This window comes from Halalkalibacter sp. HAAS-P013 (assembly GCF_056619925.1).
In genome coordinates this window covers 18,598-41,228 of record NZ_JBWQTU010000017.1, presented here as the reverse complement: position 1 = coordinate 41,228, position 22,631 = coordinate 18,598, and the positions used below count along the sequence as shown (strand labels likewise).

The following is a 22,631-nucleotide window of genomic DNA, read 5'->3' as shown; positions in this document are numbered from 1 at the left end:
TTGTACCTATACCTAATCGCTAATTAACGGATATTTACATCACTATCATCTTTTTTCAAAAAATATGAATTAATATTTTCAACTGCTTCAGTAAAGAAATTTTCTATCATTCTATCAGTCTTCCAACCAATATGAGGTGTTAGTAGCACATTGTTCATTTTTGTTAAAGGATGTCCTTGTTGTATGGGTTCGTTTGTAAAGACATCTAATCCAGCACCAGCAATTTGTTTTTTTTCAAGCGCTTCAACTAATGCAGATTCCGCAACAATATCCCCTCTTGAGGTATTAATGAAAAAGGTTTCCTTTTTCATTAATTGGAAGTGTTCTGCACGTATTAAATTTACTGTTTCTGAGGTACGCCTTACATTGACAGAGATATAATCAGAGTTGCGAAGTAAATTCTCTAGAGATGAATAGATGACCCCCTGCTCATAGGCTCTTTCTTTTCTAAGCCTCGGCCCCCATGCAAGAACATTCATGCCAAATGCTTTTGCAATATTCGCTACATTAGAACCAATTTTACCCAAACCAATTATACCAATTGTCTTATTATCTAAACTCTTACCAAATGTATCTTTCCAAACACCTTCCTTTACTTCATTATTTAACTTTGATAATTCTCTAGAGAAACTCAAGATATAACCAAAAATTAATTCGACAACTGCTTTGGAGCCACCAGCTGTTGTTGCAACTACTATCCCTAAGTCTTTTGCAGCTTTCATATCAATATGTGCTACACCGGAACCCGTTTGGGCAATAAACTTTACATGTTTCATATTTTGTAAAGTTTCATGAGAGAATTTTGTCCTTTCTCTAATTGGTATAATAGCATCAGCATCGCTAATTCGTTCATAAAGCTGTTCTTTTGTTGGTCTATCATGGTAAGTTTCAACATTAAAATCCTTTTTCAACAATTGTATAGCCAAGCTATTTTTTGAACTATATTCCCAATCATCTAATAGCACTACCTTCATTTCTGATTCTCCTTTTATCTCAAATTACACTGTATTCCTCCTGAAAAATATGGTTATTTTCCATTTGTATCATTTCAATAATGTCGTCGATGCTACGCTTACCTATTTCATAAATAGAATCCATTTTTAGGGAGCTACCCTCTCCATGCTCTACATAAATTTTAATTATCTCTTTTACCCCTGTACTATCCTCTTGGACACAATGATCCTGAATGATAATATGATGAAAAATTTCAATTACTTCTAAAACCACGTAATAATTACTCTTAGTTTTTTCACTAAAAAATTGTTTAGATTCTATTGTTCTATAAGTAACCATCTCTTCTTCCTTTCATTAAAGAAATAACTCCTAAATACGACAACAACTTTGTTGTATCTAGGAGCACAATAACTAGGTGTGAACGATTAAACAGATGATTTGAGACTATAGTCGTTAAGTTGGCTATTTATTTTTTCACTTTCCCAATAAATATCACTTGGAACAAACACAAATCCCTCCATTATTGTTCTTGCCGTTCTAGCTACAGCGGCACGCTTTAGTTTTACTTCCCCTTCCATATATTCAATTCCGATTGACAATTCTAATGAACCAGAAGGATGTCCTATAACCACACCTTGTGAGATATCACCTTCTTGAAAGAAATTATTATTAGAACTTCTATAAATTTCGTTAACTATCGTTCCGTTGAGTAGTGTCGCAACTGCCGTACAAATTCCTCCAGTAACTGGGTAAGCCTCATGCATGGTTTCCATGGCAATTGCACGACTTAAAATATGAACATCGTTCTTGTTAATCTCTGAACCATTAATCGTTATATAATTATTCTTTTCCCCAATAAACATAATTTTTGGGGTAGCCGGTGACTTAGTTGATGCCTCACTTATTGAATTAACAAATCCTAGCTCATATGCCACTATCGAACGAATCTCTTCTAGTATACTTGTAGCATAGTGATTTAACTCTTTTGGTAATTCTGTCCCTTTTAACCCAATATCTGATGCCTTAACAAACACACACAAATTAGCAACATCGACAATACTTACTTCAATTTCTACACCTGTCGATAAAGATAGTTTATCCCTCACATTCCCTGTTGGAAGTAACTTCCCTGTACGAGCACCGTCTGCATTAAGAAAATTCAACAAAATCTTTGCACCTGTTCCAGGCACCCCATTAATTTGAAAGTCACCTTCTGTTTTAGCTTTTCCATGTAAAACAGGTACTTCTGCTTCAATAATTTTCTTAGTATTCGTATTGTAAATTCGAACCTTCGTTATTGGCTCTTCTACCCTAACAAGACCTTTATTGATTGCAAATGGGCCTACACCCGACAGAATATTCCCGCAATTTACACTATAATCAATAAATTGATCAGCAATACTTACTTGTCCAAACGTATAATCAATATCTGCATCACTTCTATCTGAAATTCGTACCATTGCAAATTTACTCGTTAACGGATTTGCTCCACCTAAACCATCAATTTGCCGGCTATCTGGACTCCCATAAATCGATAAAATGACATTGTCTCTCACCTTTGGATCTTTGGGTAACTCATTTTCTAAAATATAGACTCCTTTACTTGTTCCGCCTCGCATAATCGTCGCGCTAATTCTTTCATTATCTCTCATTTCAGTACCTCCAAACAAAATTTATAATCCTAATAAACTTCTAGGCCAAAATAGGTTCATAATATTGCTAAATAAAAGTAAGCAAACGATAACAGTTGAAATGGAAATCGCTGTTTTAACAATCGTAAACTTAGATTCAAAGAATAAGAAAGTTGCTAGAAATATACCTGTTGCGACTAACAAGCCAACGATATAAACCAAAACGACATAGCCCAATAGCCAACCGAGATATTTTAATGGTGTTTTAAATTGTAGCTTTTTCAATTCTTCTGGTAATCCTTCTTCTTTGATAATTGTTCTTATTTGAACAATAGTGTAAATAAAACATAGGATCGCCCCAGCGATTGTAATATAGAGGGGGAAGAATTTAGCAAGTCTTGAAAATGTAGCTGCTTCCAATGCAAGCCCTGCAAAAAGCAAAAATAAACAAAACGTAAATATTGTTGACCCAACTAATTTATTCATAATCCAACATCCCTACTTTTTTCATATCTTTGACTAATACGCTTTACAAAATATCCTCCGAATAGGAATAAAATAATCATAACCCCAATGACTATGACAACTGGTTTACCTAGCCATGCTAGTTCATACCTATCCATTGAAATCCATAAATAACGCTCCGCAGATAGAGAAAGGACAAAACCAATTAAAAATGGCGGTTTAGGCCAATCAAGAGAATGCATGACAAGACCAAGTAATCCAATTAATACAAAGAAGATAATGTCACCCCAAGACCGTGTACTTTGAAAAGAACCAATTAGCAAAATGATAAAAAGAAATGGGACAAGCCTGTTGGCTGGTATCGTACTAATTCGTGAGATTGGTTTGATTAACAACAAACAAAGAATGACTCCAAATATATTAGCGATAACAAGTGTCCATATAACTGATAATGTTACTGGCAAACCAGTAGTAAGCATAGTCGGTCCAGCCTGTAATCCCATTAGCGTTAATCCACCTAATAAAATAGCAGTTGTTCCACTTCCTGGGATACCAAACATTAATGTAGGGATTAGCGCCCCACCTTCTTTAGCATTATTTGCACTTTCCGGGGCGATCACGCCTCGAATATCCCCTTCACCGAACTTATTATTTTTAACTGTTTTTTGTGCAGCACCATAACTTAACCAATCGACTACACTACCACCTAAACCTGGAATAAAGCCAATTATTGCACCAAAAACTGAACTTCTTACTACTAAAAATTTATTTTTTAGGGCATCTTTGATTCCTGTAAATATGCCACGTGTGGCTCCGCCTTCAATTTTGCTATTTTTTGAAACGGCGCTGTTAGTAGATAACATTTCAATCATAACTGGAAAAGCAAACAAACCTAGTGCAACAACCGCTAATGGAATCCCATTTGATAAATATAGAAAATCAAAAGTAAAACGATATTCAGCTACTGCTGGTGCACTCCCAATTGAACCAACCGCTAATCCGAGTAAACCAGAAATAACTCCTTTCATTGGAGATTTTCCAGATAATATACCAACCATACTTAACCCTAGTAATGAGAGCATAAATAACTCTGGTGAACTAAAAGTTAATATCATTGGTCGTGCAATAGGAATCGTAATAAATAATACAATTCCCCCAATAATCCCACCAATCATAGAACAGAAAAAAGCTGCACCTAATGCTCTCGTTGCCTGTCCTTGCTTTGCCAATGGATGACCATCCATTATGGTTGCTTGGGAACCGGAAGAACCCGGTATCCCAAGTAATATAGAAGGAAATGTATCAGAAGTATGGATAACAGCTACCATCCCTATCAGCAATGCCATTCCAGTAAATGGATCCATTCCAAATATAAACGGTAATAAAAGCGACATTCCTACAGTCCCACTTAACCCTGGCAACAAACCTACTAAAATACCAATTGAAATTCCAAGAAGCATAAATCCAATTCTAGAGGGGTCTAAAACCATAACTAGTGCCTCTAATGCTACTTCAAACAAAAACATTACCTCCCTTCAGTAAATGAAGTCCAAAATCTAGTTGTTACTCGATAACTACATCATATTTTTGTTCTAATAAATCGCGGACCCAATCTAATATCTCTGGACTTGTGTTTAACGCATTATCGATCATATTCTTTAATTCCTGTCCAGTATAAGGTTCATAGTTTTCAAGAACCTCTTTACTTGCTTCTAAAAACTCTGGATCTTTTGCTATTTTTTCTGCAGATTCATGTAGAGCCTCAATAGCTGCCTCTGGTGCATCACCATGAGTCCAAATCAATTTTTGAACTGTATATGAAGAATTTACAAATGCTTTATACGCTTCCCATGCATCACCAGATGGCTCTTCACCGTAGATGTCGATATAAACTTCCTCCAAAGTTGGTAAGTCAGGGAATACTGGATCTCGTACTAGATCTCCTTCTTCATTAATTTGTCCTAATGAATAAAGAGGCACAGCATCCCCGCTGTCAATTAACGGTTCAATATTTTGCAAATAAGCAGATGTCGTTTGAAAGTCAATGTTAACTTCTCCTTGCTCAAAAGCAACACGTGCAGGTCCTCTACCTTCATACCCAAGGATTGACTGTACATCTAATTCCAAAACTTCAAAAGAAAGCAACGTTACTAAGTCAAGACCTATGGCACTAATTCCTGCAAAAACTAATTGTTCTTCTAGGTTTTTTAAATCTGTTGGCTCTGTTACACCAGTGTCAGGAGAAACATACACTACTGCACCAGTTGGAGCACCGAAGATAGGCTCAAGATCTTTCAAATCATACTTTACTGCACTCTCCCCTAGTAAATAAGGTGTGTGAACAGATGCACTAGACTGGAGTAAATTATAGCCATCGTTTTCACGCATATGCGCAAACTCATTCGTTCCTACTATTGTTTGACCACCTGGTACATTTATTACTTGAACAGCTGGGTTGCCAGCTAAGTTTTCTGCAATATAGGGTGCCATAAATCTAGCGAATAAATCAGTTCCTCCACCTGCACCAAATGGGACAAGAATTTCAATTCCGTTATCCTCATAAAAATTCTCTTTCGTTAAATCTGAAGTACCTGTAGTGGAAGAAGAATTGCCACAAGCAGCTAACACCATTGACAGCGCTATCATTATTACAAATAATAAATTCACCTTTTTCATAATAACCTCCTAATGTAAAATGCTTTTTGTTGATGTTCAATTTTTAGAATGGCTTAAAGTAGCATATTGCTTCATAAAGTTCAAAAATGCTTTTAGAGTTGTAAGTTCATATGCACTTTGATCATAAATTAACCATGTCTTTCTAAATGTTCTATCCTCTTCAATATCAATGGTAAAAAGGTTCTCTGTATTTTCTAATACCATCTTGGGGATGATGGCATAACCTAATCCAAAACGAACCATTTCCTTGCACGTTTCAATTCTGTCAACAGTCATTGAAACAATGGGAGGCTCTTTGAATTTCTCACGCCACCAAGTCTCAATATTATTTCTTAAGGAAATATCTGTTTTATAGCTAATCCTCTGCAGACTAGGTAGAATCTCCATTTCTATAGGTGTTTTTGAGATGATACAGAGCTTTTCTTCATTAAGTAATAATTTTTGCCCATGCCAATTATGCTCTCCCCGAATGATCCCTATTTGTACTTCTTTACTCTCCTTAAGTTTCACTATCCTAGAACTCCATCCAGTTTTTACGTTTACTTTTACTTCAGGATAATCTTCTAAAAACAACTTCAATAGCTTTGGCAGGCGATATAATGCATAGTTACTAGATACACCAAGGCGTAATGAACCCCGTACTTCATGGCCCATGTCTAATATCGTATCCCTAACTTCTTGTAATCTAGATAACATAGTTTGAGCATGGCCTAATAAGTACTCACCCTCTGGCGTAAAGTCAATCCCACGCCTTGTACGTAAAACAAGTTTTACTCTGAAATGTTCTTCAAGATGCTTTATTCGATACGTTAAAGCAGGTTGAGTAATATATAGTTTCTGAGCAGTACGTGTAATATTCTTTTCTCTATGAAGTGTTTTTAAGAGAATCCAATCTTGTTCATCCATAGCTTGCCTCCACACATGCTTAAATAATGAAGTATAAGGAGAAATTAAGTACCACCCCCACTTTTCTAATCAAAATTTTCTCCAATTTGGTTTATGAAAACGCAACCAATTCATTTGTCTAAATCATACTCTCAAACAAAAAATGTTTAAATATTATTAAAATTCTTTCTATTTTTTCTATAAATATAGTTTTTTTCATTATTTCTTTTTTTACATATTATGGATTTTTCCATTAAAAAAGAGGCCTCTGATCTTCCTTTTCTTAATAAAGTTGTGTAAAATGACTAATAAGTATTTATTTTCAAATTGATGAAAACGCTTTACCGCCTCGGAAGAGTTACTTTTGTTTCAATAAAAGTGATTTTTCGCTAGGAATCCTTTTATAAAGGAGTTGAAGGTCAAATGAAAGTAGAAACAATGCCTATTGAGGTCATGATAATTGAGGATGATGAGCTGGCAGCAGGTATATACTCCGAGTTTATTAATCAGGTAGAATCTTTCAAAGTAACCTACATAGCAAATAATGGGGAACAAGCATTGAGTATACTTGACAAGTATAAGCCTCAACTAATCCTCCTTGATATCTATTTACCCGATATTAATGGAATCGATCTATTATGGAAAATAAGAAAGCTTTATCGTGATCTCGATATTATTTTAGTTACTGCTTCGAATGAAGTAGACACAGTAAAGGAAGCTATTAGAGGCGGTGCATTTAATTATCTCATTAAACCAGTAATGATGAATAAACTATTAAACACTTTAAACAAATATGAAGAAACTACACAAGTATTAAACAAAAGGAAAATTGTTAAACAATCAGATGTAGATTCCTTATTTTTATCTTCTGAATATGCACCCACGCATACTGATAATGAAGTAGAGTTACCAAAAGGAATTGATAAATTTACGCTTATGCGTATTAAAGATAAACTTATTACCCTAAAGCATAGCGTTAACGCAACTGATTTCTCACAAACGGTAGGTATAAGTCATTCCACGGCTAGACGCTATTTAGAATATTTAGCTACTTTAGGAATCGTTGAGATCTCTATCCATCATGGGACTGTTGGAAGACCAGAAAGAAAATACAGTTACAAACAAAGTGATAAATCCATGTAAACACCATACTCCTTTACACTATAGTAATAACAAAACACTAAAAGGGATCATAAAAACGATAAAGAATACTCTTAAAATATGAATGGTTATCACTAAAGGGACGTTGGCATGATAAGTTTCAGCTATAAATGTTATTTCACTCATACCGGCCGGAACTGCACTGCAGAATGCAGTTGCATAATCATACTTCAATATTTGCATGAGCAAAAAGCCAATAAATACACCAATTGCCAATTGGATAATGGGGATTAATAGAATTGGCAGCCATATTTGATGAATAAGATATAAAGATTCTGCGGAAAAGGATAATCCAATGTTACCACCAAGCAAAATTTGGATTGTTCTTTTTCCTTTTGGTGAAAAGGTTGGTAGTTTACCTGAAAATAATTGCACGATGGCTACAACTAATAATGCTCCTAACAAAGCTCCTACTGGCACCCCCGACCAAAGCCCGATCATTCCTCCCAAGGATGAAATAACTATCAATAAGATCCATGACTTCACGATACTTTTTCCTCTCCTTTTGTAACAAATTGCTTATACAGAAACTTCATCAATATAGAAAACAATGTCATAATAATAAGTATTCTTGCAAAATGAGCCAAAACAATAATTGGTGCTTCCACACCTATTGTTTCAGCAATCATTGCCATTTCATAAATCGCACCAGGGGTTGAAGTTAATATTGAAACCGCTCCGTTAAAATTAAAAAGATATACCAATACTCCTGAAATACTAGTAACAATAAGGATAACCCCACTAAATATAAAAATTAGAGCAAATCCAACTTTTTGAATGTATTCTTTCTTAAAATCAATAAACGTTACCCCAAGCATAGCTCCTAATAAAATTTGCAATAGAAATAAAAATTCACTAGAAACCGACAATGACATTACTCCGATGGAATGAAAGAACCCAACGAAAATCATCGCTCCAATCATAGAACCAAGTGGGATTTTCAACATGTAACCTATTATTCCACCAAGAAATGAAATAATCATAAACAAAATAAATTCAACCATAATTTATCTTCTCCATAATAGATAATTTTTTATTATTATTTTCTAAAACTCTTGAGCTAAATTTATTGTAAATATAATTCATTTTTAGAGAACTATAAAATATCTATTATTTATGGAAGGTAATAAAAAATTTTTATAAATAAACGGCAAATCCCTCCACTTTTTTTAAGTGGAGGGATTTGCCGTTTATAGGTCTACATTCATATATTAAGTTTCTAGACCATACTTTTCCTGCAGTAATTCTCGAACCCAATTAAGTATTGTAGGTGAGGTGTTGAATGCATTATCAATCATCATTCTTAGTTCTTCGCCAGTATATGGTTCATACTGCTCAAGTGCTCCTTGTCCTAAATGATGAAAACTAGAATCTCGTACAGCCTTTTCTGTTGCCTTATGTAGCGCTTCTTTAGATACTTCAGGAGCATCTCCATGTGCCCAAATTATTTTTTGAATGCTATATGATGAGTTCACAAAAGTTTTATAAGCATCCCAGGCTTTCCCTATAGGCGCTTTACCATGTATATCAATATACACTTCTTCAAGTGTTGGAAGATCGGGAAACATTGGATCACGTACTAAATTACCTTTTTCATTTATCTGACCAAAGGAAAAAAGGGGAATGGCTTCATTTCTTTCAATTAAAGGTAAAATATTTTCTAAGTAAGAAGAGGTAGTTTGAAAATCAATTGTACTATCACCTTCCTCAAACAAAAAACTTGCAGATCTCCTTCCCCCATGATCAAAAGTAGCCTGTACATCTAACCCAAGAACTTCGAATGCTAAAAGCATGACAAGATCTAAACCAGTTGCACTAATACCTTTAAATACTAGCTCTTCATCGAAATTTTCTAGATCAGTAGGCTTTAATATCCCAGTTTCAGGTGAGGTATAAACAACCCCTCCTGTTGGCACCCCTATTATAGGTTCAAGATCCCTTAGATCATACTTCACAGACCATAAGCCTAGAAGATACGGAGTGTGAACAGAGGCACTTGAGGCTAGTAATCTTTTTCCATTTAACTCACTCATATATACAAATTCGTTTGTCCCAATAATAGTATTATCCCCTGGAATATTCAACACTTCAATAGAAGGGTTTCCAACTATATTCTGACTTAATAACTGGGCCATGAATCTAGCAAAAAGATCCGTTCCCCCTCCAGCTTCAAAAGGAACAATGATTTCAATGTCTTTGTTTTCATAGAAAGTATCGACTTTTTCTATATCAGACTTGTTTTCTATCGGATATTGATTAGTACAAGATGCTAAAAAAATAGATACTCCTAAAATACTTAAAAGGAAATATCCCTTATATAGCAACACAATTCCACCACGCATATGAAAATACCTCCTTTCTAAATAACTTACATTGAAATTTATTACTCTGTATAGCATGTCTAATGCCTAACAATTGTTCTTAGCGATAACTATTTAACCTTATGCTTTTTGTAAACCCTTCCATTCTACACTATAAACAACAGGCTTTCTTATAATATATGCAAAATCCTCTTTTTAAACTAGATTGATTATCTCTTTATTGATGTCATACCTGTTACAATACAATTACAAGAACTTATCTATCCTTTTACTATATCTTATAGTCATCGAATTCCATTTACAATGTTAAAATAGTGTTACATATTAATAAATTAATTAATCTCTTGGAGTGTTCTATATTGTTAAAAAGAGTTAGTCTCCTTTGGAAAATAGTTCTCCTTGTCACGATACTTATTGGTTTAAGCTTATATTTAGCAAAAGTATTTATAAATGAAAGATTTAATACGGCAGTTAATGAACACTACGGAGAAAGTGCTATGGTAGTTGCAAAAATGATAGCTAACGATTCCGAAATCATTTCAGCGTTTTATAAAGAACAGCCCGAGATATACATCCAGCCAATTGCTGAAAATACAAGAAAAACAACAGGTGCCAGCTATATTATTGTTACAAACCTAGAAAACGTACAATATTCACACCATATCCGAAGTCAAATTGGTACAAAAACACCTCATAGTCACAAAAATGTTATTCAAGATAAGGAATCCGTGATTTTCCAAGGAGTAGGATATGAAGGTGCAGCTACAATTGCGAAAACTCCTATTTATGATCGTAATCGCGAAATTATTGGAATAGCCACAGTAGGCTTTTACTATGATGATCTACAAGGTCAAATTAATAAATTTAATAATTCTATTTTGTTTTATTTTTTCATGATTCTATTATTAGGTCTCCTTGGATCATTCCTAATTTCAAGAAGTGTTAAAAATATGATTTTTGGATTAGAACCAGCAGAAATTTCGTACCTTTTTAAAGAAAAGGAAGCAATGTTGGAATCGATTAACGATCCCTTAATTGCTGTAGATACGAATGGGTATACTGTTTCTGTAAATAAAAAGGCCCGTGAAATGGACTACTTTAAAAATATAAAGTTAGGAGATAGTCTTGAATTTCCTTTCATTACTGAAACTATCTATTCTATAAAATCAAAAACTATCAGTGAAAATAACAGGAAAATATTCCTTGATAATCAAGTCTATATCATGAATTGTTCACCTATCTACCAAGATGATGAACTAAAAGGAGTCGTCTTTATTTTTCACCCCTATTCCGAATTAAAACAGGTAATTGACGAGGTTTCTAAAATTAAGCTGTTTACTGAAAATATGCGAGCGCAAAATCACGAATTCCAAAACAAACTAAATACAATATATGGCTTATTTAAATTAAATAAACATGAACAAGCATTACAGCTTATCTCTCAAGAAGTTGAACAAAGACAAGAATTCACAAATTTCTTAATGGATTCAGTGAAAAATCCATTAATTGCTGCTTGCTTATTAGGAAAAAAGAATCGAGCAGCTGAATTAAAAGTTTCGTTAATTATTGACGAGGAAAGTGAATTGGATGTGTTCCCAGATAGTTTAAATGAAGAAGATGTCATGACTGTAATAAGTAATCTTATTGATAATGCAATGGAAGCAGCTTTTGCAAAAAATGGAGAGTCAGGAAAAGTTTATGTGTCCTTTACAGATTTAGGACCTGACATAATATTTGATATCGAGGATAACGGGAAGGGAATTACGGAAACAGAAGAAAATAAAATTTTTATAGAAGGCTTTACAACTAAATCATCAAAAAATAACGGCATTGGTTTATCAATTGTTAAAAATACCCTAGCTTCTTTACATGGCCACCTTTTTATCAGTAAAAGTAATATGGGCGGAGCAAGCATAACTGTATCAATTCCAAAAACAAAAGATAGTAACCATTAAATAAATAATTGACTTTTCACAAATCTAACTATTACGAAATGAATGTGGCTAAAGACTGAAGATGAAGCAGAGCAGCAAGGGTTTGATTGGTATTATGGTTTGGATGTTGATGAGTAGAATGCATCACCAATATAAAATTAAGGTACGAATAGATGTTCTTCGTGCCTTTATTATCAATAGAGAAATCATATTTTATCTCTGTTAGTTACTCTCCAACTCTTTTGAATCTAAAAAGACGATTGAAGAACGTCAACGATTTTGAAGTGAAAAAGCCTAACCTCCTTATCTTTATCGAGGAATTAGGCTTTGTTCTCCCGCAATCACGCCAATTGGAATATCATATTCTAGTGAATAGTATGATTGGTTGTACTGCGCAACAATGACTCTGTTTTTTTCCCCTGTCTTATTCGACGTAAGCATCGTTGAATAAGACAATAATATAGCTTTTATCATTAGCTTTGCATACAGTTATTAAAAATTTGTCAAGTAGTTTCGAGTAGAAATTTATGGTATCAAGACATAAAAAAACTCCTTATAATTAGGTTTGGTAGTTCTGTCCAAATCCCAATTAAAAGGAGCCTTCCCATGGACAAGAATACCATAAAATCTACAATAAATGAACTACTAAAAGTCATTGATGAACATACTTTTTCCACCCTAATTAATGTGATAGACCTTGATAAATACGTGAAAAAGCTAACCGCCTATAAATTTCTTCAATTGCTGATCATTTCGCAATTGAAAGAAACCAAAAGCTTAACTCAAATGTCAAAGAAGCTAAAAGATGAGGAAGAACTTCAAGTTCAACTCGCATTTGATACGATTAGCACGTCACAGCTTTCAAGGAAATTGGGTGAATTATCCCCAACGTTATTTGAAAAGATCTTTCATTATCTCGTGTTGAACATTCAAGCAAAGATGAAGCAATCCCCGATCATTCGTGAGATCGGTCGCTTACACGTGATCGATTCAACAACGATGAGCATGAGTGTCAGTCAATATCCTTGGGCGACTTTTCGTAAAACGAAAGCCGGGATTCGCCTTCATTTACGAGTCGTGGTTACCAAAGAGTTGACCTTACCCGATAAAGGAATTCTTTTACCAGCCAAGAGCAAACAGTGCCAGGCACTGTTCGCCTTTGAGCTAACGTCTAAATACGCATTAATGCGCCATTGGGCTTTGGTAACTCTTGATCTGTTAACTGATTCATTTTACAAAAATGCTCAAAAAATTGTTGTGCCAGCTCTCGTTCTTTTGGGTCATTTTTCAATGAAACTATATCAAGCAAAATTTGAGCCATCCATAAATTTTCAAAATAACGGTATTTACCTGTATTCCATGTCATTTTGTGGGGGAATTTTTCATTTACATAATATTTCCAGAAAAACATCTGATCCGATTCCTGTTCTGTAAGTAGGAGTTTGTATTTTGAATGAGCAGGAATATATCCATCTTCACAAAGCTTACCAATAAAATCTTCATTCACCATATAGACACCTAAAATACGTCTGTCTTTTTCAGGCATGTTGGAATCTATTGCTGTTAACAGGACAGCGCTATTTTGGTGCAAGCGGATGGGTTTGTTTGGGTTCCCTTTGTTATTACCGCTTTTTATTACGCCTGAAAAAACCTTCCACTCTGTTAAAGAACTATTCTGTTCTTCTGTATCACACCAGAAAACCATTTGTGATTCGGAATGAAGTTTATGATTTTTCATAAGTTTTTTATGTTCCAAGAGAAGTTCCTGGTTTTTTCGTTGTAGTTTTTTTTCTTCTTCCTTCTTCCATTCTTCCTTCTTTCGTTCCATTTCCTTTTTTTGTACAATTTTCCCAAGTGAATTAGCATCACTTTTATCATGCAGTTTTAGGTGCTTTCCAAATACATCAGGGAAAACAAACTTTTTATTTTCCGATGCGAAATGTATTTCAATAATAGTATCATTATGTTTAACTATACTACCCGTGCCAAAACGCTTGTGTGTAACTTTCTTATTGATTAGATTCATTATACTATTCCTCCTTGTAGAATAAAAACTCGGTTACTATTTAGATAGTAAATTGATGATTTCATTCAACTTACTTACCTTTAAAGCTCACACAACTGTTTAAATTTTTCTTAGGTTTTTAAAAAAATATTTAAAAAACGTATCCATGATTTTATCTACAAAGAAATAAAGCGGAATTCGGAATACGATCAAAAAACAATTGTAAAACAATTATAACATTTTTTTGAATATATTACAAATTTCTTATTGACAACATATTTTATCGTGCGGTAAAATAAAATTTTATTCTCTGCACTTTATTGAGATAGCTATAAAAAAAGGCCTTTTATCAAGTGATGTTATCTATCTAGGTCAAACTCTTTCTATCCATGGGAAAGCGCAATCCAAGAAAGAAACTGCACCTGTTGTAGAATCTACTGTCCAAATGTTAGTAATGTTTGAACTTATACGGTTGTGGCTGACGATACGCTTTGGAGCCTTTTCTGAGCGTTTTGGTACAAGTTTGGAAGAATTGAAATCCCTTAATCAATAGGAAAACAACATCGTTATCATTAACGAAACTTTAAAAGTAGTCGATACAGATTAGTATGATATAACGGAACTTTATTAAAAGCAAAGAAGGTCTACATTAATGCAGACCTTCTTTGCTCAGGACCTCTCGAGAATATTTATTTATGAAAGTATACTCAACACGTTAAGTGAAAGTATATTTTTAATGCATAGTATGGTTGTACTACCATGAAAATTAACGTCTTATGTATCGATAAAAAGGCCATACTTAAGAAGACGCAGCTCATTCTTTTTTTAAAAAAAAGAGAGGAACTCCATATTTCAGGGGATATTACATTTGAATGGGTTATTCTAAGACGCTTCTGGTTCCACAAGTGAAACAGTATAGCCTAGACTTTCAAGCCTTCGTAATGAATGTCGAACAATGGATTGTTGTTTTTGCTTATCGAAGTAATCTTCTCCTAAATCGACGTACATTTCTTTACGGGTCAATAAGTAATAGGAGATTCGTAATATCGCATGCGCGACTACAACTGCTGCCCGCTTTTTACCTTTACGTGCTGCAGTACGGCGATAAAGCGCTCCGAGGTAGTTTTTTGACCCTCTAATAGATTGAGCTGCTTCAATTAAGGCTGACTTTAAATATTTGTTTCCATTCTTCGTTTTAGAAGACTTCCGTTTCCCAGCACTTTCATTACTACCTGGCACCAATCCGGCCCATGAGCACATTTGAGGTGCGGTAGGAAATTGTTCTTTTATGTTCGTTCCAAGTTCTGCAAGCATTTGCTCAGCCATTCTTCTTGCGATTCCAGGAATGGAATCTAAGCGATCGATGTCATCTTGATGGATACTCAATCTATCGGCTACTTCTTGATCCAGCATATCGATTTGTTCAGTAAGGAAATCAATATGGTTTAGAACCGTCTTTATCATGAATCGTTGATGCTCATTGATATAACCATGAAGGGCGAGTTTTAGCTCATCTTTCTTCTGTTTCATCCTCCCTTTTGCGAAATTTGCCAGCATTTCAAGGTCATCTTCGCCCTCAGCGATGGCGCGAAGCATATCACGGGAAGACTTTCCCATAACATCCGAAACAACAGAACCAAGTTTGATATTAGCACCTTCTAATACTTTTTGAATCCGATTATGTTGTCTCGCACGTTCTTCTATGATGCTTCGACGGTAACGAACAAGTTCACGCAACTCTCGTTGGTTTCGGTCTGGAATAAAACTGGCTTTTAGTAAGCCATGACGAAGTAGTTTGGCAATCCATTCCGCATCCTTTACATCGGTTTTTCGTCCAGGGACGGACTTAATATGTTGAGCATTCACTACAAGAAACTCAATATCCTCAGCTTCAAGTAAGTTGACAATAGATTTCCAGTAAACACCTGTACTTTCCATTGCCACATGAGTGCACTTATGTTCCTTAATCCAGTCAATCAACTGAATTAGAGATGCGGTTTTTGTTGAAAAAGTCTTAATCTCCTTTCCTTCTGGTGTGATGATACATACAGTAATGTTGTCTTTATGGACATCCATACCACAGGCTCTTTCAATGATTATATCCATTGAAAACATCCTTTCTACGGCAGTAGTATTAGAGGCTGGTGCAACAACCAGAATAGGATTAATCTACCATGAGTGCTTCCCTTAAGGGCGCAACAGTCAGTGGTGCACCGTGGTCGAAGGAGTCAGACTGCGCAAAGGGCTCTCACGCACCACAGTACATCGACCTTCCTCAGCCAGCCGTAGAATCAGTATGGACAAAGTATACTTATTTTCATTCTCGGTGGTGTATCTCTGGTTTTAAAATACATGAATGACTGCGCAGCAAATTACTCTGTTCTTTTACATTTAACTTCATTAAATTTGAATTATTCATATTCAATTACCTCCAAAAGTTTTTCTAGAGCGGTCATCGCTTTCAATTGCCTTCTATTTCTGATACCTAGCAGGGTTAGAACCTCCTCGGCAAGTTTTCTACATGCCGCTCTTCCCTCAGCTCCCCCAAACCTGTCCTTCATCCGTGCATTTTCATCCGTATAAAACCGATGGTTAATCGCTTTAAGGAGACTTATTTTAGCCAATTGAAGACCATCAAAATTACGATAGCTACTTTCCGGATCCCGAATCGCCCGTATGTACCCTTCCTTATCCCAGTACCTGATTGCTGTTCGGGAAACATTCATTCTTTCTGCGGCTTCCCCTAAGGACCAAAGACACGATTTTTTCTCGGAGTATTCAATTAATTCGACGGCTTCCATCACGAACTTCTTTTCCTCTCCTCTACGGATCAATTCATCGTTAAGAATCCAAAGTGCTTCATCGATTTTCTTATTCCCGATGTTTTCCATAACTTTCACTGCTACATCCATTCCAAAACCATCGGATAGCGATTTAATGCATGAAAAATAGACAAGATGAATGTCCGAGTAAACACGATATCCACTTGCTGTCCGTTCTGGCGAAGGTACAAGTCCTTTTGCTTCATAGTTACGAAGTGTGTTTGTACTTACATTCAGTTTCGCCGCAATGTCGGCAGGTCTAATCTTATCCATTTTATTTTTCTCCTTCACTATATTGCAAAGTTCTTCCTTCAAATCATTTTCAAATCCTGAATTTATTATATCAAACATTCCAATTTGCTTTAAGGTTGTACGATAAGGGTGAACAAAAAAGAAAGGGGACTAGCCAATGACTTTATTTAATCAGAACATGACCATATCAGAACTTGAGACATCACTGAATGCCTATGTTGAATTAAACTGGAAGAAAATCCTTGAAGACAACCGTGAGGAGTTTGAAACCTTATTTCCGGAGTATGAAGATGCCACTTACGGTATTTATGCAGAAAAGCTGCTCGTACCCGTCTGGCGTCAAGTAGAGGAGGCCGGTTTCCATTCAGTAGCCGAAGTAAAAGAGGATGACTTCGTGATAGCCGGTTTTCTACTGTTCCGCCATTCTCTTGAAAAAGAACAGTGGGGCACACCGTTGAACGAAAAGAGGGTATTCTGGCTTTCAATAAAAAATAGAAAGCATGTAGAAATCGGTACACTTCTGATGGAGATGTCACATTCTCACGTAAGTTTCTCCATTCCCGACCCACCAAAGTTTCTTGCTCTTCAAACAACAAATGAACGTGAAATCAGATCCCAGATCCGTTCTATCTATAGCGAATAAAGAGTTTGATAGAATTTCCTACTAGCGGTACTAGAATAAAAAAGTTTTCTAAGGATATTATTATAAGGGAAAAAACGTAACATATAGGAAGACCGTTGCACAAGACTAACGGGTTTAATGATGGGGTGCAAAACGAAAAAACATAGCAGTATCACACGCTAAATTACAGAACTTTCACTATCAAATCATAATGAAAAAGCCCGAAGTTCTTCGGGCTTTTAGTTATCAATTTGTTAGTTAAACTAAAACCTAGTTTTGTTTCATATCACTTCTTAAAACAAAACCAGATGTTAGGCCATAAACCTGAGCAATTAAATAGTTGGGAATAGGTAAATGTCGTTGGATATCATTCTCTCTAGTTTCATTATACTACTACTTATAAAGTATTTATAGACTACTCTTTTTGTAATTCCTATACTATAGTGTTAATTACAAATCTAAAAATATAAGAGGTGTATTAATATGAATGACAAAAAAGATGTCTTAGATAATGGTCCTTTCTTTCATGGTACTAAAGCGGAACTAAAAATTGGAGATCTATTAGAACCGCAACACTTATCAAATTACCAAAACAAAAAATCGAACTATATATATTTCACTGCAACATTAGATGCGGCTAAATGGGGTGCTGAATTAGCAACATCTATCTCAAAAGAAAGAATTTACATTGTAGAACCATTGGGTGATTTTGAAAATGATCCGAACTTAACTGACAAAAAGTTTCCTGGAAACCCAACACGTTCTTATAGGTCTAAATCGCCTTTGAAAATAATAGCTGAATTAAGTTCGTGGGAAAGCCATTCCGATGAACAAATAAACCATATGCTTACATCTTTAAAAAAATTACGTGAACAAGGAAAAGCTGTAATAGACGATTAATCTTCAATATCTATAAAGTCATGACTTAAAAGAACCAAAAATTGTTTCCTTTTACAATTGGTTTTCATTTCGGCGGCGGAGCGCACCAAGATGCACAAAAATTAGACCTTGAGCGTTGCGCACACCCGCCTAATTTTCGAAATCTGTACAACTAAAGTCGACCTCCTCTCCCTCAATCCTTGAGGGGGATCTCTTTCAACAAAACTCACCGGAAAATTCATTTGCTTTCACAAGTCGTCTGAAAGTCAGAATCCTTTTTGCACAGTATGTGTCTACTGCGTACCAAGAAATGATGACTTATTTATTCACCTAAAAACTGCCTCGTTTGTTTAATAATAGAAGCGCTGATCCTTCTTGGATCAACGAACCATTAGTTCTATAAATTAATTCATTGACCCTGCAAACTTCCAACATTTATTTTTTTCTTGATAATGTTTTAAAATTACATTAATTTCCTTTTTATGACAACTAGAAGGCATCCCTTGTTGAAGGAATGCACCCATTTGTTTAAGACGTTTTATTGAATTTCTTTCTTAGACCTCCCAACTAAACCAGCAACTAATAAAAATCCAAACCCTACTATGCTTAAGATGATATTAGGTATATCTCCAATATCAATTATTGTTAACCTGCTTCTTTAATTGAGGAAAATAGATACGATTATAAATCCAATAATTATAACGAGAATGAGTATGCCCGTACCTTTCCACCCAAGACTATTAACCAAATCTACAAGACCACCATATTGAGCTCGGTTAGAAGCATCTCTCATATTTCCTCCTGGATTTCGTTTTAACTCTTCTTGTCGCATTCTCTCTCTTCGTCTTTCAGGAGTTTCTTTACTATCTTTCATACAATTTCTCACCCCTTTTAATACATTAACAATTAAATTGTTAAGCTAAACTCCAGTTAATTTAATAGCAATAGGTAAGACTTTGATGTAATCTCCATCTTTTCCCCTGCTCCACACCCAACGTGCGACTTTCACCGCATTAGGCGTTCCATCTTATTCTTTTAGACTAAATCAACTAAATTACAAACTTTACGAAATTGGTTTAGCTTCATCAATTGATTTCCATCTAATTGAAGAACGTTCCTATATCGTTTAATCGTCTTTTCACTTGTAGCATGGATTAATCTATGGACATCTTTATGTACAATTACAAGATTGCTAAATTCATCTGTACCTCCCATATGTCGAGGCAATTTATGGTGACAGTGTACCTGTTCGGATGTTAAAAATCCCCCTGTTACTGCACATTTGCCTAGTTGCATTGAGTACCTTGAAATTCTGTTATCTGCAACTTCTAGGTTATTTTTGCCGTAAGGCTTTTGCAACATCTTGTTTATTTCTATGGCTATGTGAGTGCCGAGATTTTGATGAAGTTTGAGCCTTCCTTCTTTTGTAAAGTTACATATATCTTGACTGAAGTTCATGGCATTGCTTGTTTGAATATCTCCTAAGGGAAATAAATATACACCAGCAATTTTATATGTTCTGAAATTATTCTTATGAAGTCTCTTGTATGTTTCTGATGGTTTAATAGGCTTTCCATATTTGCCGATTGGTTTTAGACGATTATACATGGTTCTCATTAGACGATAGGCTATTTTTCCAAAGTCTATATTAATATGAGTTGCAACCTTGAAGTAATTTTTTATACCGAGAATATAAGCATTATAATCCATGATAGTTTTAGGTATTGGCTTATTTTGGATTTCGCGAATTAAATATCTAAGTTTTTCTAGTATATCCTTCATCTTTTTGTCCATAACGTGTGTATTGGCTACGTATTTTTTACGCTTGGTTACTGCTTTAAGAGAAAAACCTAGAAAATCGGATTTCCTTTTTCTAAGATTAGTAGTGACTGATTTCTCAGTAGATATATCAAGGCTTAGCTGATTTTTTAGATATTCCTTGGTAGCGTGAAATATTTTGATAGCTGATTGATGAGAATTTGTGAAAATCTTAAAATCATCTGCATATCTAACGATATACATTTGTTTGAGATTCGTTCTCTTTAACACTTTTGTCTTATAATTAGTTGCATAAGTACGTTTGGTTTTTAAGCATTCCCATTGATTAGCTATCCACCAATCCAAGTCATTTAGAACAATGTTTGATAAAAGGGGTGATAAGATGCCACCTTGCGGAGTTCCTTTAATTGGAACACCTACGCCTTTTATTGGTGCTTTTAGCATTTTCGAGACAATCGTTAAAACTCTTTTATCCCGTATGCCTATTCTGTACATTTGTTTAATTAACTTTGAATGGCTCACGTTGTCAAAGAAACCTTGTATATCAATGTCTACTACATGATACAACTTCACATTATTTACTAAGAACTGACATCTAGCCATTACATGATGAGTTGACCTATTTGGTCTGAAACCGTATGAATGGTGATAAAATTTCGCTTCACATATTGGTTCTAATACTTGTTTGAACATCTGTTGAATTAGTCTATCTCTCATAGTTGGAATACCTAATGGACGCTTCTTGCCATTGGGTTTAGGTATCTCAACCCTTCGTACCGTTTGAGGTTTATAATTCTTTAATGTTTTTCGAATTCCCTCGATAAACTCATCAGCGTTTTCAATCTTATATTTATCAATCGTGATGCCATCAGTTCCTGCAGTTTTTGAACCTGTATTTGCCTTGATATTACGAAAGGCTAATAAGATATTTTCTTTCGATATGATATGTTCATATAGCCTGAGTCCTTTTGTAGCGTTGGTTCTGCTTCGCTCGTAGAGGTCATCAAGTATATCTTGCATATTATAGTATTCTGTATGTCGTAACGCTGTACTCACCGATGGATTATTTCTCCTTCCTTGCGGAAAATCCCATCATCTTACTCGACCCTGTGAGTTTCATTTAGTTAAGTTAGTTTTCAAAGAGAAGACTTGGGACTATCCCTCCACGCTCGTTACACGCTTCAACGGTACTGTGTCCCTACTTTCGCAAGAGTAAAGTCACTTCGATAAATATACTATCTTATAGACACCATCCCGATAGTAGTCGTTTTATAGTGGATGTTTCTTACTTACAACGTTCCGATTAACCTAGCTTTACATATACCCGTAGGCGCTCACTTTAAGCCTGTCAACTCTATATCCTCATTTGTTAGATATACCGAAGTTCCTATACACTACTCGTACTTTTCGGTGTTTGACACTGCGTTCGCAGCATACGTCTTTCGAGCGTATTAATTTCTAGACCCGTACATTCGCAAGTTCGTCAGTCCATTTGGACATTCTCACCATAGATAATTTGTAGCATCCCGACCTATCATGAACCATATTCTAAGGAAGCAACTTAGGTCCATTTCAGCCGACTTCACCTAGCTTCATACACATTCTGACTACTACCATTGTGTGCATGTAGGAGGATTAGATAACTCGTTTCAGCTCAACATGACGGCTTTCATTCCGAATTTTAGTTAATCAGTTGTAATTGCTTAATAGCAATTCTCCTATTTCATGCTTTGGCACTTATAAGGAAACGTTTCGCGCAGAACATTCTTTCACAAAGCCATTTAAAAGTTAAGACTCTTACTACGCAGTATATGTCTACTCCGCAACAAAAAACAACAATACCAACCACCACCACCCGCATTTTGTCGTGATGACTTCGAGATGACTTAGGGAGTAACAAGCACTTGTTGTTTTAATAAACATTTAATTTCTTTGAGCTCAACTTCTTTGCTGCAAGTTCAACCCAGATATACATGTTTCCCCCTCAATCGGGGCCCCTAATAAAGCAAATAACGATAAGAAAGGACGATGCATGATGGACGATACAAAACAATTTATCGACAAACTACACGACAAGCAACAAAAAGATGAACAAAATAGACAGCGTCAAGGAAAAGGACATCCAGAAAAGAAATTACCGAATAAACAACATTAAGCAATCAAGAGCAATAAAGGATTTGTCCAGGACAAATCCTTTATTGCTTCCTACTTAACCTAATCTTCCTTAGAACAATAGGAATTCGTA

Annotated in this window: 22 protein-coding genes and 1 pseudogene; 6 read left to right on the top strand and 17 right to left on the bottom strand. The window is 35.2% G+C overall.

Annotation, left to right across the window (positions count from 1 at the left end):
- Window positions 1-23: 23 nt before the first annotated feature.
- The 7 genes from AC1FXP_RS19730 to AC1FXP_RS19700 form a co-directional block, all read right to left on the bottom strand.
- Window positions 24-974 carry a D-2-hydroxyacid dehydrogenase family protein gene (locus AC1FXP_RS19730; protein ID WP_480063700.1) on the bottom strand — a complete coding sequence of 317 codons (951 nt, stop codon included), beginning with the start codon at window positions 972-974 and terminating at the stop codon, window positions 24-26.
- Window positions 975-993: 19 nt separating this feature from the next.
- The gene (locus AC1FXP_RS19725) at window positions 994-1,293 is read right to left on the bottom strand and encodes a hypothetical protein (RefSeq protein WP_480063699.1); all 300 of its coding nucleotides are present in this window, start codon (window positions 1,291-1,293) and stop codon (window positions 994-996) included.
- A gap of 86 nt (window positions 1,294-1,379) precedes the next feature.
- Window positions 1,380-2,606: a PrpF domain-containing protein gene (locus AC1FXP_RS19720; RefSeq protein ID WP_480063698.1), complete on the bottom strand. Its 1,227-nt coding sequence runs from the start codon at window positions 2,604-2,606 to the stop codon at window positions 1,380-1,382.
- Between the two features lie 21 nt (window positions 2,607-2,627).
- Window positions 2,628-3,071 carry a tripartite tricarboxylate transporter TctB family protein gene (locus AC1FXP_RS19715; protein ID WP_480063697.1) on the bottom strand — a complete coding sequence of 148 codons (444 nt, stop codon included), beginning with the start codon at window positions 3,069-3,071 and terminating at the stop codon, window positions 2,628-2,630.
- Window positions 3,068-4,576 (bottom strand): tripartite tricarboxylate transporter permease, encoded by a 1,509-nt coding sequence (locus tag AC1FXP_RS19710; RefSeq protein ID WP_480063696.1) that lies wholly within the window; start codon window positions 4,574-4,576, stop codon window positions 3,068-3,070. The genes AC1FXP_RS19715 and AC1FXP_RS19710 overlap by 4 nt, the downstream gene beginning before the upstream one ends.
- A gap of 37 nt (window positions 4,577-4,613) precedes the next feature.
- Window positions 4,614-5,726: a type 2 periplasmic-binding domain-containing protein gene (locus AC1FXP_RS19705; RefSeq protein ID WP_480063695.1), complete on the bottom strand. Its 1,113-nt coding sequence runs from the start codon at window positions 5,724-5,726 to the stop codon at window positions 4,614-4,616.
- 36 nt (window positions 5,727-5,762) lie between these two features.
- Window positions 5,763-6,632: a LysR family transcriptional regulator gene (locus AC1FXP_RS19700; RefSeq protein ID WP_480063694.1), complete on the bottom strand. Its 870-nt coding sequence runs from the start codon at window positions 6,630-6,632 to the stop codon at window positions 5,763-5,765.
- A 402-nt stretch (window positions 6,633-7,034) separates the two neighbouring features.
- Here AC1FXP_RS19700 and AC1FXP_RS19695 point away from each other — a divergent pair, with 402 nt between their 5' ends.
- Window positions 7,035-7,754, top strand: coding sequence for a response regulator (locus tag AC1FXP_RS19695; RefSeq protein WP_480063693.1), 720 nt, complete (start codon window positions 7,035-7,037; stop codon window positions 7,752-7,754).
- An 18-nt stretch (window positions 7,755-7,772) separates the two neighbouring features.
- Here the strand turns inward: AC1FXP_RS19695 and AC1FXP_RS19690 are convergent, their stop codons facing one another.
- From AC1FXP_RS19690 to AC1FXP_RS19680, 3 genes are all read right to left on the bottom strand, one after another.
- Complete coding sequence (locus AC1FXP_RS19690) at window positions 7,773-8,258, bottom strand: AbrB family transcriptional regulator (protein ID WP_480063692.1); 486 nt, start codon at window positions 8,256-8,258, stop codon at window positions 7,773-7,775.
- A complete protein-coding gene (locus tag AC1FXP_RS19685; RefSeq protein WP_480063691.1) occupies window positions 8,255-8,776 on the bottom strand; it encodes an AbrB family transcriptional regulator in 522 nt (173 codons plus the stop codon). Before AC1FXP_RS19685 ends, AC1FXP_RS19690 begins: the two co-directional genes overlap by 4 nt.
- 207 nt (window positions 8,777-8,983) lie before the next feature.
- Window positions 8,984-10,114: a type 2 periplasmic-binding domain-containing protein gene (locus AC1FXP_RS19680; protein WP_480063690.1), complete on the bottom strand. Its 1,131-nt coding sequence runs from the start codon at window positions 10,112-10,114 to the stop codon at window positions 8,984-8,986.
- A 338-nt stretch (window positions 10,115-10,452) separates the two neighbouring features.
- Here AC1FXP_RS19680 and AC1FXP_RS19675 point away from each other — a divergent pair, with 338 nt between their 5' ends.
- Window positions 10,453-12,048, top strand: coding sequence for a sensor histidine kinase (locus AC1FXP_RS19675; RefSeq protein ID WP_480063689.1), 1,596 nt, complete (start codon window positions 10,453-10,455; stop codon window positions 12,046-12,048).
- A 288-nt stretch (window positions 12,049-12,336) separates the two neighbouring features.
- Here AC1FXP_RS19675 and AC1FXP_RS19670 read toward each other — a convergent pair whose 3' ends face one another.
- A complete protein-coding gene (locus AC1FXP_RS19670; RefSeq protein ID WP_480063688.1) occupies window positions 12,337-12,501 on the bottom strand; it encodes a hypothetical protein in 165 nt (54 codons plus the stop codon).
- Between the two features lie 132 nt (window positions 12,502-12,633).
- Here AC1FXP_RS19670 and AC1FXP_RS19665 point away from each other — a divergent pair.
- Window positions 12,634-12,834, top strand: a pseudogene (locus AC1FXP_RS19665) (DUF4372 domain-containing protein); the annotation flags it as partial.
- Window positions 12,835-13,198: 364 nt separating this feature from the next.
- Here AC1FXP_RS19665 and AC1FXP_RS19660 read toward each other — a convergent pair.
- The 3 genes from AC1FXP_RS19660 to AC1FXP_RS19650 all read right to left on the bottom strand — a co-directional run bounded on the left by AC1FXP_RS19660 (window position 13,199) and on the right by AC1FXP_RS19650 (window position 17,127).
- Window positions 13,199-14,053, bottom strand: coding sequence for a malate synthase (locus AC1FXP_RS19660; RefSeq protein WP_480063687.1), 855 nt, complete (start codon window positions 14,051-14,053; stop codon window positions 13,199-13,201).
- Between the two features lie 861 nt (window positions 14,054-14,914).
- Window positions 14,915-16,138 (bottom strand): IS110 family RNA-guided transposase, encoded by a 1,224-nt coding sequence (locus AC1FXP_RS19655; RefSeq protein ID WP_480063686.1) that lies wholly within the window; start codon window positions 16,136-16,138, stop codon window positions 14,915-14,917.
- A 305-nt stretch (window positions 16,139-16,443) separates the two neighbouring features.
- On the bottom strand, window positions 16,444-17,127 hold the full coding sequence (locus AC1FXP_RS19650) for a MerR family DNA-binding transcriptional regulator (RefSeq protein ID WP_480063685.1): 684 nt from the start codon (window positions 17,125-17,127) through the stop codon (window positions 16,444-16,446).
- Window positions 17,128-17,263: 136 nt separating this feature from the next.
- On the opposite strand from AC1FXP_RS19650, the gene AC1FXP_RS19645 reads away from it, so the two are divergent.
- Together AC1FXP_RS19645 and arr are read left to right on the top strand one after the other, a co-directional pair.
- Window positions 17,264-17,749: a DUF6022 family protein gene (locus tag AC1FXP_RS19645; protein WP_480063684.1), complete on the top strand. Its 486-nt coding sequence runs from the start codon at window positions 17,264-17,266 to the stop codon at window positions 17,747-17,749.
- A gap of 462 nt (window positions 17,750-18,211) precedes the next feature.
- On the top strand, window positions 18,212-18,628 hold the full coding sequence (gene arr, locus AC1FXP_RS19640) for an NAD(+)--rifampin ADP-ribosyltransferase (RefSeq protein WP_250097634.1): 417 nt from the start codon (window positions 18,212-18,214) through the stop codon (window positions 18,626-18,628).
- 517 nt (window positions 18,629-19,145) lie between these two features.
- Here arr and AC1FXP_RS19635 read toward each other — a convergent pair.
- The 3 genes from AC1FXP_RS19635 to ltrA all read right to left on the bottom strand — a co-directional run bounded on the left by AC1FXP_RS19635 (window position 19,146) and on the right by ltrA (window position 21,442).
- Window positions 19,146-19,232, bottom strand: a complete 87-nt coding sequence (locus tag AC1FXP_RS19635) for an LPXTG cell wall anchor domain-containing protein (protein WP_480063740.1) — start codon at window positions 19,230-19,232, stop codon at window positions 19,146-19,148.
- 33 nt (window positions 19,233-19,265) lie between these two features.
- Complete coding sequence (locus AC1FXP_RS19630; protein WP_480063683.1) at window positions 19,266-19,481, bottom strand: DUF6366 family protein; 216 nt, start codon at window positions 19,479-19,481, stop codon at window positions 19,266-19,268.
- Window positions 19,482-19,642: 161 nt separating this feature from the next.
- Window positions 19,643-21,442, bottom strand: coding sequence for a group II intron reverse transcriptase/maturase (gene ltrA / locus AC1FXP_RS19625; protein ID WP_480063682.1), 1,800 nt, complete (start codon window positions 21,440-21,442; stop codon window positions 19,643-19,645).
- A gap of 976 nt (window positions 21,443-22,418) precedes the next feature.
- On the opposite strand from ltrA, the gene AC1FXP_RS19620 reads away from it, so the two are divergent.
- Window positions 22,419-22,541 (top strand): DUF4023 domain-containing protein, encoded by a 123-nt coding sequence (locus tag AC1FXP_RS19620; protein ID WP_431308878.1) that lies wholly within the window; start codon window positions 22,419-22,421, stop codon window positions 22,539-22,541.
- Window positions 22,542-22,631: the final 90 nt, after the last annotated feature.